The sequence below is a fragment of the Stenotrophomonas maltophilia group sp. msm4 genome, from assembly GCF_032025605.1.
GTDB lineage: Bacteria > Pseudomonadota > Gammaproteobacteria > Xanthomonadales > Xanthomonadaceae > Stenotrophomonas > Stenotrophomonas sepilia.
Genome location: NZ_JAVSKK010000001.1, coordinates 210,450 through 225,922 on the forward strand (window position 1 = coordinate 210,450; position 15,473 = coordinate 225,922).

General features: G+C 61.6%; 11 protein-coding genes. 2 read left to right on the forward strand and 9 right to left on the reverse strand.

The window, feature by feature from the left end:
• From ROV93_RS01075 to ROV93_RS01085, 3 genes are all read right to left on the reverse strand, one after another.
• Window positions 1–1,299 (reverse strand): ATP-binding protein, encoded by a 1,299-nt coding sequence (locus ROV93_RS01075; RefSeq protein ID WP_312538441.1) that lies wholly within the window; start codon window positions 1,297–1,299, stop codon window positions 1–3.
• On the reverse strand, window positions 1,296–4,259 hold the full coding sequence (locus tag ROV93_RS01080) for a TerB N-terminal domain-containing protein (protein ID WP_312538442.1): 2,964 nt from the start codon (window positions 4,257–4,259) through the stop codon (window positions 1,296–1,298). Before ROV93_RS01080 ends, ROV93_RS01075 begins: the two co-directional genes overlap by 4 nt.
• A 189-nt stretch (window positions 4,260–4,448) precedes the next feature.
• Entirely contained in the window at window positions 4,449–4,715 is a 267-nt protein-coding gene (locus tag ROV93_RS01085; protein ID WP_164125397.1) for a hypothetical protein, read from the reverse strand.
• A gap of 259 nt (window positions 4,716–4,974) precedes the next feature.
• On the opposite strand from ROV93_RS01085, the gene mobQ reads away from it, so the two are divergent.
• On the forward strand, window positions 4,975–6,498 hold the full coding sequence (mobQ, locus tag ROV93_RS01090; RefSeq protein WP_312538443.1) for a MobQ family relaxase: 1,524 nt from the start codon (window positions 4,975–4,977) through the stop codon (window positions 6,496–6,498).
• A 782-nt stretch (window positions 6,499–7,280) separates the two neighbouring features.
• Here the strand turns inward: mobQ and ROV93_RS01095 are convergent.
• The 6 genes from ROV93_RS01095 to ROV93_RS01120 form a co-directional block, all read right to left on the reverse strand.
• Complete coding sequence (locus ROV93_RS01095; RefSeq protein WP_312538445.1) at window positions 7,281–8,183, reverse strand: plasmid partitioning protein RepB C-terminal domain-containing protein; 903 nt, start codon at window positions 8,181–8,183, stop codon at window positions 7,281–7,283.
• On the reverse strand, window positions 8,180–9,076 hold the full coding sequence (locus ROV93_RS01100; protein WP_312538446.1) for a plasmid partitioning protein RepB C-terminal domain-containing protein: 897 nt from the start codon (window positions 9,074–9,076) through the stop codon (window positions 8,180–8,182). The genes ROV93_RS01095 and ROV93_RS01100 overlap by 4 nt, the downstream gene beginning before the upstream one ends.
• A complete protein-coding gene (locus ROV93_RS01105; protein WP_312538447.1) occupies window positions 9,073–10,641 on the reverse strand; it encodes a recombinase family protein in 1,569 nt (522 codons plus the stop codon). Before ROV93_RS01105 ends, ROV93_RS01100 begins: the two co-directional genes overlap by 4 nt.
• Before the next feature lie 200 nt (window positions 10,642–10,841).
• Window positions 10,842–11,846 (reverse strand): reverse transcriptase family protein, encoded by a 1,005-nt coding sequence (locus ROV93_RS01110; RefSeq protein ID WP_312538448.1) that lies wholly within the window; start codon window positions 11,844–11,846, stop codon window positions 10,842–10,844.
• Entirely contained in the window at window positions 11,821–12,123 is a 303-nt protein-coding gene (locus ROV93_RS01115; RefSeq protein ID WP_074900852.1) for a helix-turn-helix transcriptional regulator, read from the reverse strand. The genes ROV93_RS01110 and ROV93_RS01115 overlap by 26 nt, the downstream gene beginning before the upstream one ends.
• A gap of 823 nt (window positions 12,124–12,946) precedes the next feature.
• Entirely contained in the window at window positions 12,947–13,339 is a 393-nt protein-coding gene (locus ROV93_RS01120; RefSeq protein ID WP_072166878.1) for a barstar family protein, read from the reverse strand.
• Between the two features lie 370 nt (window positions 13,340–13,709).
• Between ROV93_RS01120 and ROV93_RS01125 the strand changes: the two genes are divergently transcribed.
• The gene (locus tag ROV93_RS01125) at window positions 13,710–15,464 is read left to right on the forward strand and encodes a ShlB/FhaC/HecB family hemolysin secretion/activation protein (RefSeq protein WP_072166877.1); all 1,755 of its coding nucleotides are present in this window, start codon (window positions 13,710–13,712) and stop codon (window positions 15,462–15,464) included.
• Window positions 15,465–15,473 lie beyond the last annotated feature (9 nt).

The window sequence follows — 15,473 nt, forward strand, 5'->3', positions numbered from 1 at the left end:
TTAGAGCCTGAACGACGCCAGCTCGTCGTCCTCTTGAACGACCAATTCGCCGTCACCCCCGTGGTCAGTTGCCACTTCGACCGATCCAATCAGATCCTGCCAGCCCACGCCCCGGTTCTGCTCCAAGACGGCCAAGAGGTTGATAAAGGCGGTGATCGTCGTGCGCGGGGTGCGGAAGAAGCTATCGCCGATTCGATTGGCGCAGTGGGTCATGAACTGGTGAATGGCATCGTCGGGCAAGAGATACTTGCCCGTGTCGCCGGCAGCATAGACATGGCGAATCTTGGTGAGCAGGACGTAAAAATCTTCGGCTGTCAGGCTCGACAGTCGAACCACAGGGCCACTGAAATCCACCAGTCCGTTGGTGGCAAAGGTATTCTGAGCCAGGCGGCTCTGCAGGGCCTCGTAGCTGTAGACGCCGCGGCGGGTATCCATCAGGAAATCCGGGGTGCCGCCCAGAACAAAACCAAGGCCAACCGCAGTGCCCTGCAGGGAGTCGTTGAGCATGCGCAGGAGCTGCTCGTAGTTTGCATTCCGGGCCTGGGCGTTGGCCAACTTGTAGAGGTTGACCAGTTCGTCCAGGCACACCAGCAGGCCGCTGTAGCCCGCCAGCCGAACAAAGCGGCCCATGAGCTTGAGCTGGTCGTAGACCGATGCGTCGTCCACGATGGTTCGGACGCCCAGCGCTGCACGCGCGTCTGTCCGGGTGGCAAATTCGCCACGCAACCAACGAATGGCATCGGACTTGAGCTGCTCGTTGCCTTGCTCGAACCCTCTCCAATAAGCAGTGATCACGTCGGCGAAGTCATAGCCGTTCACCAGTTCGCTCAGCTGCTCGAGCTTCGCGTGAATGACCTGCTCCGTGGATACGCCTTGCGACTTGGACTCGGTCACTGCGGTCGAAATGAACTTCTCGACCACGCCGGGCAGGGCCCCTCCGTCGGGCTTGGTCCGTGTGGCCAAGTTCCGCATGAGCTCCGCGTAGAGCGACCGGGCCTGCCCCCCTGAGGCATGCAACCGCCTGTCGGGATTCAGATCCGCGCTGGCCACGACGAGCTTCCGCTCCATTGCAATGGCGCGAACGAGGTTCAAGAAAAAGGTCTTGCCTGCCCCGTACTCACCCACCACCAAGCGGAAGGACGAGCCGCCATCGGCGAGCCGATCGATGTCACTGACCAGGGTTTGCACTTCACGGGCGCGCCCGACCTGGATCAAATGCTGACCTGCGCGTGGAACGACGCCGGCGCGCAGCGACTGGATCACCGCGTCGCGGTCCCTGGAACGGATTGGGCTGCTCATTGCTCGATCTTCTCAATGAATTCGGGGTTGATCTCCAACGGGTCGTCGCCGTCGGAAAATGGGATGTCGTAAGCGTCGAACGACGCATCGTTGATTTGTTCAAGCGCGCCGTCGAGCATCAGCTCCATGTCTGCCGCGCCATCTTCCAGTTCCGCACGGGTCCAGACGGGGCGCGACAGCATTAGCCTCAGCAACGCGCTGTGTGCCTGATCAAGCCCGAGCAACTGACCAGCACTCTCCACCTCGGCACTCACCGCTTCCGCCGGCGCAAGATCAGGGGGAGTCGCTTCCTCGTCGGTGAAAATGTTGGCGAGCAACGCGGAGACTTGGGCCGTGTCCCGCTGAAGAGCAGCGATCCGGTCGGGATCGAGTTGGAATGCGCCAGACGCAGCCTTGGGCAATGCGCTGGGGGCTTTGGACGGGCGTGGGGCATGGACGTCGCTGAACACACGAGCGGGATCCACGCCCAGCGCTTTGTAGACGCGCTCCAAGAACCGGACCTCCTCTGGGGAGACCATCCCGTCGACTTGGGCGAGCGTGGCCATGGACCCGGCGATGGCGTCCTTTATGTCCCCGCTGAGCGGATCCAGCTTCTTGCGCAACGTAGGCAAGGAAAGCGGTGCCCTTGCCAAGAGATCAAGGTGCGCGCGCAGACGCCGTCGGTCACCCTCGCTCAGATGGGTCCAGCTTTCGATTTCGCGTGAAAGGTGCTCAAGTTCGTGGGCGCTGAACGTGCCATCAGACTGAGCGACCGTCGAGGCGAGTTGCAGGGTCAACTGGGCCGTTTGATAGGCCTGAGCGTCGGTTCGATGGGTTTGGTCGGGAAGCAGGGGGAAGAGAACGATCGGGTCGTTATCGCCAGGCACCCGCGCGCCTTCGAGCACATTGGGTTCGATGCCGACCTTAGACTGCTCCAGTGCTCGTGCGAGTTCCCGAATTTTGTCCTTGCCCAAGGTGGTTCCGACTGCCCCAAGCCTTCCCAATAGGTCAGTCAGCTTGATCGACAAATTGGCGGTTTGAACATCCGAAGCGACTTCGGCCAATGCTGTCCGCGTGGCCAGCGGCCAAATCTCTGACGGAAGCAGCAAGGTGCCCTCAATGGATTGGCGGGCCTCGGGGTTCTTGCCCACGAGCCGGCTGAAGGCTCCGAGGTCCTCCGAGCACTGAGAAACAAGTTCCTGCAGCGCCTTTAGGGGCGCTCGCAATGCGGTGACATCGGGAATATCACCGAAAGTCTTGGTGCCAGCGTCGATTCGGTCCAGGGCCGGGTTAAAGGGGCGGCGTGTGAACTTCAGCTTGGTGCGGTTTTTTGGCAGCACCATTCCAGGGCCGAACGTCTCTTGATACCGCAGAGCGAAAAGGCGATCGAACTCTTCCGCGCAACGCGTTGCGGCGGTTCGCAGCGGAATCTCTGGATTGAGGCGCACCCACGCCGTGGCCAGCGCGGCGGGCACGGGGACTCGATCCAAGGAGCATTGCCCCAGGGCCAAGCGGATGTAGAAAGGCAGTTCGTAAGTTCGCTCGAACGCTGGAAGAGGCGCGTTGTAAAGCTGTTCGCCTGCTTCGGTCAGAGCCATCCAGTCGAGCAGGCTGTTGACATGACCGTGGACGTTCGGAAGCACGGCAGCATAAGCAGACGACAAACGGCGGAGCATCGCCTTGATAGCGGGCCAGTCTTGCTTGGAATCCGGATCGTTCACCGAATCCAGCAAGATGCGACGCTCCAATCCAAACAGGAACAATCGAACATACTGGATTGCGCAGCCGGGATCGGTACGGTCCGAAGCGAGCCACTTCAGATAGGCGTGGCGTTCAGCGGGTTCAAAGTCTGCGTAGCCTCCCCAGTAGCGCGTCGTGGACCGGTAATCCCCGTATCGCCCAACGGCAAGAACGCCATTGACCAAGCTGGGCTCGTTCTCACGCGTGCCAGGGGTGGTCAGCCGCGGGCCTGTGTAGAACAGGCCGCCCCGGATAACGATGCCCCCGATCTCGATCTCGTCCTGAGCGCCGAGCCAGCGGGTTTTGTCCCAGCCCTCGGGCGGTCGGGGCACTGTGTACTGCTTTGCCGGCTTTTCGGAGTCCATGGTCACCTGCCGGAGCTCATCGGGCAGGGAGGGAGGCGAAGCCCGCGATGGAAGCGGGGGCGGCGGCGTCATTGCACCTGCGTCGCGGGTTCCGTTCGTGTGGGGAGGGTTAGTCTGCTCCGCGGCTCTTGAGTCCGAGTGCGCTCGCCCATCTGTGGTGCCCGTCAAGGTTTCTCCCGAGGCTGTATCCGCGTTTGTGGCGGACTGGATCAGAGGCTCGACCAGCTCATCTTGCGAAGTCGCGGTCAAGCGCTGGGTCACGGCAAGTTTCGCCGCAGAGAGGTTGCCCGGGCGCGCGCGCTCAATGCGTTCCTCGTGAGGTTGGTAGGGGTAGGGGGTAGAAGGGTTTGCGGAGCCCACAGCTGTCAGCACCCGTGCGGCGGACTCGATGGCAAGGCGCATGCTCACCGCGGCTTTGGCCTCTTCCAAATTGCCAGGACGGGGCGGCGAAAGAGTCTCTGGGGGCGCTCTGCTCGGGGCCTGCGCCGCAGGCAGCGCCGAGCGACCCTCAGAGCCGACCGGGCGCGCATCTTCTGGCACGGCAGCGCCGACCGATCCCGAGGACGTGCCCGATTCAATATTCACGGGTCTCGCGGGCTGGGCAGCTTCTGGGCGGGGCTGTCTCTGTGCCGCCTGTTCAGATGGAAGAGCGGATGCCTTGATCAACTCGGCCAAGGTCGGCTCTGGAGCGGGGACCGGCTTGGCGGAAGAGGGTGTCCTTCTCGGGCGCATTGCCTGCCACTTCGCCCAGAGCCAAACGGCGGTGGCCACCGCAAGGACGATCCCCAATCCGATCCAGACTTCCTTTGGTACCAATGCTATGACGACGAGGATTGCGACGATCCAGCCGCCTGCGGTTTGCTTCCTTCTCGCCATGTGGCCCCCTGCCTTTGGCGCTTCCTTTGGGGCATTGTAGCTCGCCAACCCCACGTGAGACGCGCATAGCGAGGACGGGGCGAGGCTCTGAGATGTCCAGGGTTTCGCCCATTCAGCATTGGCGTTCAGGGCACTGGAGTGCATGCCCCAGGCCTTGACGCTGATGGCCGTACGAGTGAGCTGGGATGATCAGTGGGGCGGTGAGAGGCGTGTTTCTTTCACTGCAAGCATGTGCCGCTGCAGGGCTGCGACGATCTCGTTGTCTGGCAGGTTCTGGGCTCCGGCTAGGAAAACGAGTTCGGCCACTTGTCGTCTGCGCTTGGCGTCGTCGCGGCGCTTGATGGCCTTCTCCTTGGCATCCTGCCGCTGATGCGCCAGAAGCTCCCTGGCTTGAAGCTGGGCCAAACGATGGGTGGCCCGTTGGATCTGATCGCGGTAGTGATTGGTGGATGACATGATCTTCTCCTAGTGAAGTCTGTCTCAGTGAAGCAATGATTTCTCATCCGTCAACTTTTGATGGCGACACCGCTTTCGCACTTGAAGCAATTCAGAAAATCAGAAAAGGAAGATGCAAAAGCAAAGAGCGAAAAGCGCACTTAGGCATCACAAGTGATGCGTGCGCAAAGGGCTTCGCCCCTTGAACCCCAAGTCGCTTTGCGACTTGCCAACGGCAAATTCAAAGGCATAAAGAGCTCAAAGAACTGGAGCTCTACGCATGGCGATCTACCACACCCGCGTCAAAACCTTCTCCCGTGCCAAAGGCCATTCGGCCGTTGCCGCCGCGGCCTACCGGGCCGGCCTCTCGCTCGTCGACGAGCGTACGGGAGCGCGGCACGACTACTCCCGCAGAGGGGGCGTGGTCGAGAGCCGCTGGGTGGTGCCCTTGAAGGCGCCCGACTGGTCGCTCGACGCCGCCAAGCTCTGGCAAGCGGCCGAAGCGGCAGAGAAGCGAAAAGACGCGACCGTGGCCCGCGAGTTTGAGATCGCGCTGCCGCACGAGCTCGACGGGCCGCAGCGCTCGGCCCTGACGGCGGACATTGTGCGGGCGTTGGTTGATCGCTACGGCTTCGCAGCTCAAGCGAGCATCCACTCGCCGGGCAGCAACGACGGACTCAATTGGCACGTCCACATCCTCGCTACCACCCGCCGCTTGGACGCCGAAGGGCTTGCCGACAAAACGCGCGAGCTCGACGGTGGACCCTCGGGGCGCAGCGAAGTGGAGTGGCTGCGGGCGATGGTGGCCCGGCTGACAAACCAGCACCTGGCCGCCGCCGAGATCCCAGTGTCCGTCGATCATCGAAGTTTGGAAGCGCAAGCGGGGGACGCGCTTGAACGCGGAGATATCGTCGCAGCAGCAATTCTGGGACGGCGCCCAACGATCCACCTGGGTCAGAAGGCCTCAGCATTGGAACGGCGGGGAGTGGAGACCGATGTCGGAAACGCCTTGGCCAGCATCGTAGCGGACAATCAGAGGGCTGTGCATCAGACAGCGATACGGTTTGAGAGAGCAGCGACGGACACAGATCATGCCCACGGACATGCGTCGATGCCGCCGAACCGTGTCGAACTGGGGCCGAAATCGGGCCAAAGCTACATCGAGGACGTAAAGGGATTCGGTCGGCGAGGAATTCTGGCCACTCGTACTCTTCCCGATGCACCCCAACCATCGCTGCAATCCCTGATGGATAGCGCATATGGACTTTGGCGTGACGTGGTAGCGGCCGGGCTTGAGGGCGCGCTTCGGTCCACGCGCTTGCTTCTACGTCGCCTGGATTTGACCGTTCGCAATGGGGGCGTGGGGAAAAGGGTGCGCAAGGATATCCAGCGAGCGCTACGGGGCTTGGCCGCCGTGAGGCGACGAGCGACGGAGTGGCTGCGACGGGTGGAGGCTGAACGGCGGGCAGCATCGCTTTTGACGCGCGCGGAGCGGTCCTTGGAGGATTTCGTCGAACAACAGCCCCGACCGACAGGCCCTGCACTGGTGGCCTGGGTCCGGCGCCGCGGACATCGTTTGGCAGCTGTCGAGCAGCGCTTGGATGCCCTGAGGAAAGCCCGTGCGAAGATTGAGGACGGCCAGGAAGAGGCCTGTGCGAATCAGCTGTCGGCCGCCGTTGCAGATCTGGAAGCCGTCAGCAAGTCGGTCTTGGATCGCGTTGAGGATTCATCAAGTGAGGCGGGAGAGTTCACGGAGCCGGCCCCATTCGCGCAGCAGGCCGCGCCTCGGCCAAGGCTTCACTGACAGGAATGAAGAGCCCCCGCCGTGGCGGGGGCTTTAAACCTTCAATGAAGCGTTGGCCGCTTGGTCGTCGGCGGCTTGGCCGGGGGCCTGATTCCTCGCCGATCGGCAAGCAGTTGGTCCAAAGACGCCAGCTCCTCTTTGACCTCCACGCGCTCCTTCGTTGTGGGCGCGGGCCGTTCCTGCGCTCGTGGTCCGTCGTGGGTGAGGTTTAGCGGGCTTCCACCCGCGCGCTGGCGTAGAACCTCGGCGGCGACCTCCAGGGCCACTCGAACATCTTCTGAGCGCTCTCGTTGGGAACGCTGAGCCGCTCGTTCGATGGTGCCGCTTAAAACGAGCGCGGCGATTCGGGTTTGTGGATCAGTCATGGCTCCTCCGCTGTCGATGCGTGCCCGTCGTCAGTCGACTGAGCTGCAATGTGGACCGGTCCGATCGGGCTTCTCCCTTCGGATCTGCCCAGAATGCGCTCCGCGAGATCAAGGGCGTCTTGAACATCCCTTAAGCGCTCCTCGCGAGTGCGATGGGCGGTGGGATTGAGGGTGCCGCTCAGAAGTAGTGCGGCGATTTGGGTTCGTGGGTCTAGCAATGTGCGTCCTCGGTTGGTGTGTGCTCGTAGCCAACCAGCTAAGTGAAAATTAGCAAGGCCACTTAGCAGGGAATTGCGCACAAAATTGCTAGTTAGTCGGAACAGCTCTGCTGTCGCGGTGCTTTTCCTTCAAAGGCAACCCGCGCGGCAACGTGGCGGTCTAATAGCTTGGGAGCTTGCAGCTGAGGGAAGAAGGTGGCTACCCCGCTCTAAGCAGCTTAATGTCGGCTATGCGCTGAAGCTGTTGAAGATGATCCGGCTTGTTCTTGGCAAGCCATCTCACAACCGCAGCGTTGTCCAAGAGGGTCGACCCAATGTGGGTTTTGACGATTTCGAGCTGGAGGCTGGCTGGGCCATAATTCTCCTCCAGCAGCTTCGTATCGGCTTGCAGCGCTGCCAGCTCCCGTTCCAAGCGTTGGAGCGCCTCGATAGGGGCACCGTTGACCGTCTTTGCTGCCAATGGATCTATCAACTGTTCGACCGGCGTGTTTTGGAGAAGCGCGGTTGCAAGCTTGATCGAGTAATCCCCCAAGTTGACCATGGTCTGGGCAGCATCGATCTGCCGGAACGGCTTCATTTTCCGCAGCAACCGAAAGACTCCTGCGGCGGCGGGTTTGTCGGCCAGGATGGCGGTCGCTTCGTCGCAAACGCCATCCAAAAGCCGGAATTTGTCCCGGATGGAGCTGGCCGAGATGTTAAGCACCTGCGACAGCTGTTCCACGGAAACCCCGCGCTCTGCTGCCCTGAGGATCATTCGGTGCTCTTGGACAACCGAAAGGCGGTTCACCTGCTTGTTGTAAGTGTAGCCTTCGTCGTCGGTTGAGATGAGGCAGGGGGCCGCGGAGGCTCCCAGCTCCTTCAGGGCCTCCAAGCGCATTCGTCCATCCAAGACCAAGAATCGTCCGGCGGTGCCCCGGTCGAGGGTAACCACGATGGGTTCGACCAATCCCACCGTCCTGACCGAGCTCACGATCTGCTGATACTTGACGGAAGTCTTCGTCCCCGTGGGCATGGCAATGCTGTAATGAAGCTGCGCCAGCTGGATATCCACGCAATCCTTTTCAAAGCCCAGGCGTACGCCCGAAGTTTGCTTCTTGCTCATCGGGCCAACCCTCTGCGCGGCAGCAGGTCAGCCAGTGGTTGCGGGACGCTGGTCAGCCCCTCCGATTGGAGAAGTCCGCAGAACTCTTTCGAGGCAAACAGCTCTTTGAAGATCTGCCGGGCCAGGAGGAGCGATTGCTGCGTGAACTCGGCCTTCTTCTGGATTCGTTGGTGCATCTCCACGTCGCGCTTGTAGAGCTTGGCAAGATCCTCGGGAGTCAGCTTCTTTCGTGGTGTGCCGTGAGCATAGGAGTTCGTTCCCTTCTTTCCGCTTCTAGCTCGATGAGCCAAGATATTTCGGACGACGGTCACCTTCTTTCCCTTGAGTTCACCGGCCTCATAGGCGTCCATCAGCAACTGTTGCGCATCGCGATCATTTGCCCGGGAGATGTTCACGGCAAGCGCCAAGGAAATGTGGCCCGCTTCGGCGGCGGCGAGCAGACGTCGCTCGCCGCGCTCCATGAGGTTGGCAACGCTGTTCACCCAGGACGGAGTGCAGCCCAGCTTGATAGCTATCTCCGGGTCCGAGTAACCGCGCTCTCTGAGCACCTGGACCTGTTCCATGGTCTCGGCCGCCCTGGGCGTGCGGCGAGCGACGTTCTCCACGATGCTCATGACGTGACCGGTGTGCTCATCCACGTCCAAGACCAGAGCGGGGATCTCGCGGTGACCCAGCAGCTTGCAGGCCTCAAGGCGACCTTGGCCGCAGATCAGTGCATAGGGGAGCGACGTTTCATCAGGAGATGCCTTACGAACGCTAACCGGGCGTTTAAGTCCCACCGTTTCGATGCTTCGGGTGATGCCACGGTGGATTCGTTGGTTTCTGACACGCGGATTGGCGACGTGGATTTCGGCAATGGGGATCATCTGAACGCTTGTGCTTTTGTTCGTCATGCGGCCTCCAGCAATGCGGCCCGACCGGCCAAGGCGAAGAACTCCTCCAGTGTGTCCATCCGGTAGGCGTCCAAGGAGAAGCCGTTGTCCTCCATGGAGGGCCTGCCATCGGGGGTGAAGTCGATGGAGGGAAGCACGTAGAAGTCATGGGCATGACGGTTACCGGGATCCATCCGGATCACTACGGTCAAATGCGGCGTCAGGCTTGCATCCAGTCGGATGCGCCAGCGGTTGGAGCCAGCGGGTGTGGGCTTGCACCGCGCGATGACGACGGACGTGAGGAGCTCACCGTTCACCCGCAGCAGATCAGTATCCCGGCATGGCTCGACCCACCCACCGTGTTGGGCGATGCCATCCACCACCAGCTGGACCATCTCGGGATGCCGCTGCCGTAGGGCGCGGTTGATCTCCAAGTAGGCGTAGTCGCGTTTGGGGGAGTAGCCAACCAAGCTATAGGCCCGGAGCAGGCTACCAAACCGATGGCGAAAGGCGCTGCTGGAGGGAACGCCTTCTTCTTCGTCGATCAGCATCCCTGACAGCGCGCCATGCCGCTCGAGCAGCGAGCGCAGGGCTTCCAGCATCTGGCGGTCGTCCATGTGGACCGAACGTGCCGCGATGATTGCTTGAACGCGCTCGAACAGATCAAACGGAACAATGGCTTCAAACGCATGTTCCTTTCGCACCCACGCCTCTGGCGGGTTCTGAACGTGTTGCAGCTTCAGCTTGAACGAGGTCCGGTTGTAGACGTTGTGGCCGACGTATTTCTCATTGGTTAGTATTTGATGGATTCTTCCTCTGCTCCATAGGCCACCCACTTCATTGGGGATGCCTTCTCGGTTCAGGACGGAGGCAATGACTCGCTCGGGCATGCCGTCCTGCAGGAAGAGCCGATAGATGCGCAAGACGGTTGCGACTTCTTGCGAAGGCCCGGGCACCAGGATTACACGATCGGTCTGGATGCTCTTTTGCTCTCCTCGAGCGAGCACAGCCTTGGGCTGGAGGTACTCGTCGACAAGTTGGCGGCGCAAGCCGTATCCCGGTGTGCCTCCTTGTCGGAACCCGTGCCGCACGATGTTGCAGGCCCCTTTGAACACCTTGTCAGATAGCTCACGGCTGTATTCGGCGGCCATGCTGCGCTTGAGGCCAATCATGATGGTGGATGGCAACGAGCCATCGTTCTTGAACGCTTCCGCGCAATAGATGACCGGCACACCATGGCTCTTACAGGCGTGAACGTAAGCGGCGGCCTCGTCGGGGTCGGGGAAGCGCCCCCAACGGCTCACGTCGTAGACCAAAATAGCGTTGAAGCCAGGGGAGGGGAGCTTCACATCCCGGAGAAGGGCTTGAAGAGCGCTTCGACCTTTGAGGTTTAGTCCACTCTTGCCGGAGTCCTCGTAGGTCTGGACGATCTCCATGCCGTGCGCCTTGGCATACTCGGCAATTGCCGCAGCCTGGTTCTCCGTGGAGTAGCGCTGATGCTCGGTCGACATGCGCACATACTGGGCAACCGGAATGTGCCGATCGGGAGGCTGAATAGCATCGGTCACTGCGTGGTGCGAGGACACGGCCAGCGCTTCCCATCTAAGACTATGTATTCAGCAAACGTAGGCGGGTAGATTGACGGTCTTGTGACGCTTTGACTTGTTGACTGAACCAATCAAGTTCGTGACGCACGGGTGTGGAGAGGAGGCCGCGGGCACCTGAAGGCCCATTGGCTACAAAGTGGACGCTTCAAGCACGTAAACCAGTGCCACTTTCCTTTCCTCTATGTGCTCTCTACCCCTGAAATAGCGGTCGAGAGAGAGGCGGATCGGCGACGGCGTCGTGCGGGAGGCAGCGTGCTTCGTAGCTTCTGAGCTTCTGCTTTTAGGGCCTTCCCGCGCTGCTGGTCCAGATTGCCGATGTTCTCAAGTTGGCCAACCAACCCGCGTTTGACCTTGGTATTGGCACTGGTGCCTTTAACCAGAGTTCGAGACTCGTGCATCTCCTTGTGTTTCCTGTTGGGCGCCCTGCTGATCCCATCGCGAAAGGCTCGTCCAGTAACAACTTTGGCGTTCGCCTTCCTAAAGACCTTTGCTTTCTCCACTTTCGAGGCAAAGCCGAACCTTCTTAGGACACGATCCAGCCACCGAACGTCACCGTGTCCGATGGTGTTGCCTGTGATTGCAACGTCATCCACGTAGAGCGAAAACGTGCCTCCCTGGTCCGCAACACGCTTAGCGATCAGGTCGAACATGTCACGGCAGGCCCAAAATGACAGAAGTACACTGGCAGGGGAGCCGGTCGCTAGTTTTCCGTTGTAGCAGACCAAGTCAGCCATCGCATCAGCAACATCCCCAGGGCATTGGAATACGTTTCTGAAAAGCTTGAAGACGCGTTGACGCGTGATGCTAGGGTAGAAATCGGAGACATCCACCGTCACCGTTGCGCCTTCCGCAAGCATGTGGCGTTCGGAGTTGGTGAGGTGAGAGCGCTTCGGGATGCCAGAGTGCAGATAGTCCGGGACGCAGATCTGCTTGAGCAGCACGTTAAGTCTCTTCTGAAGCGGCTTAACGACCGCGTTTGGAGCTTGAATTAGACGTTCTTTCCCGGTCCGACGATGAGTTTGGTAGAACTCGCTGAAGTTGTCGGGCCGTTTGCACAGTGCTCGCAGGGCGCTTGGGGTTCCATCCCATTGAAGCACTCGCGCGAGTGCTTTTAAGGTCGGTAGCCGAAAGAACGCGGACGACGTGATGTCATAGCGGTTAGCGCTTTTCCGGGGGAGCGTCATCGTTAGAATCCAGTGTCCATTCCAGAATTTTCATCAGCCTCTTGGCGTTCTTCTGACGCCGCTCCGAGGAGCCTTCAAGGGCTTCGGCGAAGCTTAGGAATGTTGAAGGCGGCACATCGAATACTTCTGCGAACTTGTGTAGAAGCTCGACTGACGCAGCCTTCTTTCCTGACTCGATCTCAGATAGATGAGAGCGTGATATGCCCAGGCGCTCCGCCAGCTCACCTTGTTGCATTCGGTGAACCTCGCGGACCGTCTTTAAAGCCTTGTAAAGCATTTCCTCTCTTCCTGCATGTGTAGATAAAAAGGAGGGTGCTACTGATGAGTCTTAGAGTCCGAATGTCCTGCGCCGTGCTTAGCGATCAAAGTGGTCATACAACTTCCACACGATCATCAAGAAACGGAACAACCAAGGACCACCAAAAACTCGTTTGAACCATTTCAGCAGCAGCTGGCGCTTGTCATCTTTCCTGTCAACAGGTGAGACCATGTTGGTGTCCTCGATGCACCTCTCCGGGATTGGAAAGGCTCCGTTGCTACATCGAGAATGGGGAAACGCCAGTTACTACCCTCCTCCAATCTATGGCTGCGAGCCGTTGCCGCAGCCACCTGACCCTTCCCGATGGTCCCGGCCGTTGCCGGCCGCTGACGCGTCGCTCGGGGTGTTTTGGGCTATTCGCCCTCGAGTAGTCGCCTACTCACACCATGGCACGGATTGTTGCTCCCCGCGATGACGACATCAGCCTAACAGCTAAGCACCCGTTATGTCGCTCAGAGCGACATCATTTCGCTTCTTGTCGTTCAGCTATTGGTCATAGACCTGTTGCGGCGATGTTGCGTTGGAGCGCGGGTCTCGCGGGTGGCGCCAAAGATCCTTGCGGCACAAGGCTCTTGGTGACTAGGATCTTCTTTTAGTCGTTTTGCTTCATCAGCGGGGTGTGTTCGGCGGACTTGTCTTTGGACATGGGACTCGTGGATCAGGGCATCCGGCCGCGCCGGAGGGCAGCGGCAGCGGAGCGGGTACAGGGCCGTCCATGGTAACTGCTGGGGCGCAGGGCTGCCGCCACCGGTGGCAGGCCGGTACGGCACGGAAAGGGGGGTCAGGCCGGGACCAACGTGATCTGCTGGTGGCCGTCGATGATCTGCATGACGATCTCGAAGTAGGTCGGGCCTTCGCCCCGTTGCAGGTCCTGCAGCTGGAGGGCAATGGCGTGCGTATTGAAACTGCCCGGTGTGTCCAGCTTTGCCTGCAGCCATTGGCGGGTGGTCTCCATGCCCAGGGCCGTGCGGCTGTGGGCGATATCGCGCCAGATCAGCGTGGCCTGCGCCTGGCCGGCCAACGCGCCATAACTGCCATGCAGCAGGTCGTCCAGCGCATCCAGGCTCGGCCCGAGCTGCCACGCCTCGCCAGCCATGAACACGCGGTTGATCTCCGCGTACAGGCTGGCGATGTCATCGATGGCGGCGCCTTCAATCTGTAGGACGATGGTCATGCGCCGACTGTAGCGTGACCCGCGCGCAGGGCGTGTGCGGCTGAACGGAATCGCTTTGCGGGCGTGGGCCGTGCACCGCATACTTCGCGGCTGCACTTCGCTGCACGGCTGTCGTGCAGCAGCATGCGCCGCTTTGCAGGCACGAGGCGAACGCTCGTTCCGCAACCTGCCAGCGCTTTGCCGCGAGCCTTTGCACAGGCTGACGCGCGCCCTCCGGAAATTCATCCTTCAGAAACTCCCGCGCCGGCCGATCTGTACTCCGGCATTGCGCCTGTCGCGCGATGCCGTGGCTGTCCATGGTGGCGCAGCCTCGGTTCACGCTCCTGCAGCACCGCGGCTGGCACCGCGGGCGCTGGCAGGACGATTTCGAATGGAACGTAGAGTGGAAACAGGGAAGAAGCACCCGGGGCCGAGGCTCCATCGTGGTTGGTCATTGATGCTTGCCGTTGCCGCATGGCCGGCGACCGCCCAGCAGGCCGGTGATCCCGCCGCGCAGGAACTGCTGCGGCAGCAGGAGCGCGAACGCGTGCTGCGCGAGCAGCAGGAACAACGCCCCGACGTCCGCCTGGAGCGGGACGCGCAGAAGGAGGGCGACCGCCTGCCGGCGCGGGAGCACCCGTGCGTACGCATCGATCGCATCGTGCTGGAAGGCGAAGGCAGCCAGCGCTTCGGCTGGGCACTGGCGGCGGCCGACCCGACGGACGATCCGGCCACTGGCCGTTGCCTGGGAACCGAAGGCATCAACGTGGTGATGAAGCGTGTGCAGAACGCGATCATCGCCCGTGGCTATGTCACCACGCGCGTGCTGTCGGCACCGCAGGACCTCAACCAGGGCACGCTGGCGTTGTCGGTGGTGCCGGGCCGGTTCCGCGAGGCCGTGTTCTCCGATCCGCAGGGACGGCATCCGGCCCTCGCCAATGCACTGCCGATCCGCAGCGGCGGCCTGCTCAACCTGCGTGACATCGAGCAGGGCCTGGAGAACCTGCAGCGCGTGCCCACCGTCAGCGCCGACATCAAGATCGCGCCGGCCGACGGCGAGGGCGCGGCGCCGGGCCAGAGCGACCTGCAGATCGACTGGACGCAGCGCTCGCCGGTGCGCGCCAGCGTCACCCTGGACGATGCCGGCAGCCGCGGCACCGGCAAGCTGCAGGCCAACGCGACGCTGTCGCTGGACAATCCGCTGGGCCTGAACGAGCTGTTCTACGTCAGTGCGGGCCGTGGCGTGTTCAACGGCCGCGGCAAGGACACCGAGAGCTGGACCGCGCACTACGACGTGCCCTACGGCTACTGGCTGTTCGGTGCTACTGCCAGCGCCTACGACTACAGCCAGAACGTGGTCGGCGCCTTTGAACGCTATGAGTACAGCGGCCGCAGCCGCAACGCCGAAGCGCGGGTGGACCGGCTGCTGCTGCGCAATGCCAAGGTCAAGTTCAGCGCCTACGCGCGCGGCTGGCAGCGCGAGTCGAAGAACTACATCGACGATACCGAGATCGAAGTGCAGCGCCGCCGCACCGCTGGCTGGGAACTGGGCCTGACCCACAAGCAGTTCATCGGCACTGCCACGCTCGATGCCAGCGTGGCCTACCGGCGTGGCACGGGCGCCTTCCACGCACTGCGTTCGCCGGAAGAGATGGCGCAGTTGTGGGACCCGACGTTGCCGCTGGAAGGCACCTCGCGGATGAAGCTGATCACCGCCGACGCGCAGTTCAGCGTGCCGTTCCAGCTGGGCAGGCAGCGCCTGCGCTACACCGCCGCATGGCGGGCGCAGTGGAACCGCACACCGCTCTCGCCACAGGATGGCTTCGCCATCGGTGGCCGCTATACCGTGCGCGGTTTCGACGGTGAAAGTTCGCTCAGTGGCGAGCGTGGCTGGTCGCTGCGCAACGATCTTTCGCTCGGTATCGGGGGCGGCCAGGAGTTCTACGTGGCTGCCGACTACGGCCGCATTGGCGGCCCATCCGCGCAGTGGCAGTCCGGCCATGACCTGGCCGGCATGGCACTGGGCCTGCGCGGCGGCTGGCAGCAGCTTTCCTGGGATGGCTTCGTGGGTTCGGCGCTGCACAAACCCGCCCATTTCCCCACCGACTACACCACATTCGGCTTCAGCCTGGCCTGGCGCTACTGATCCGCCACA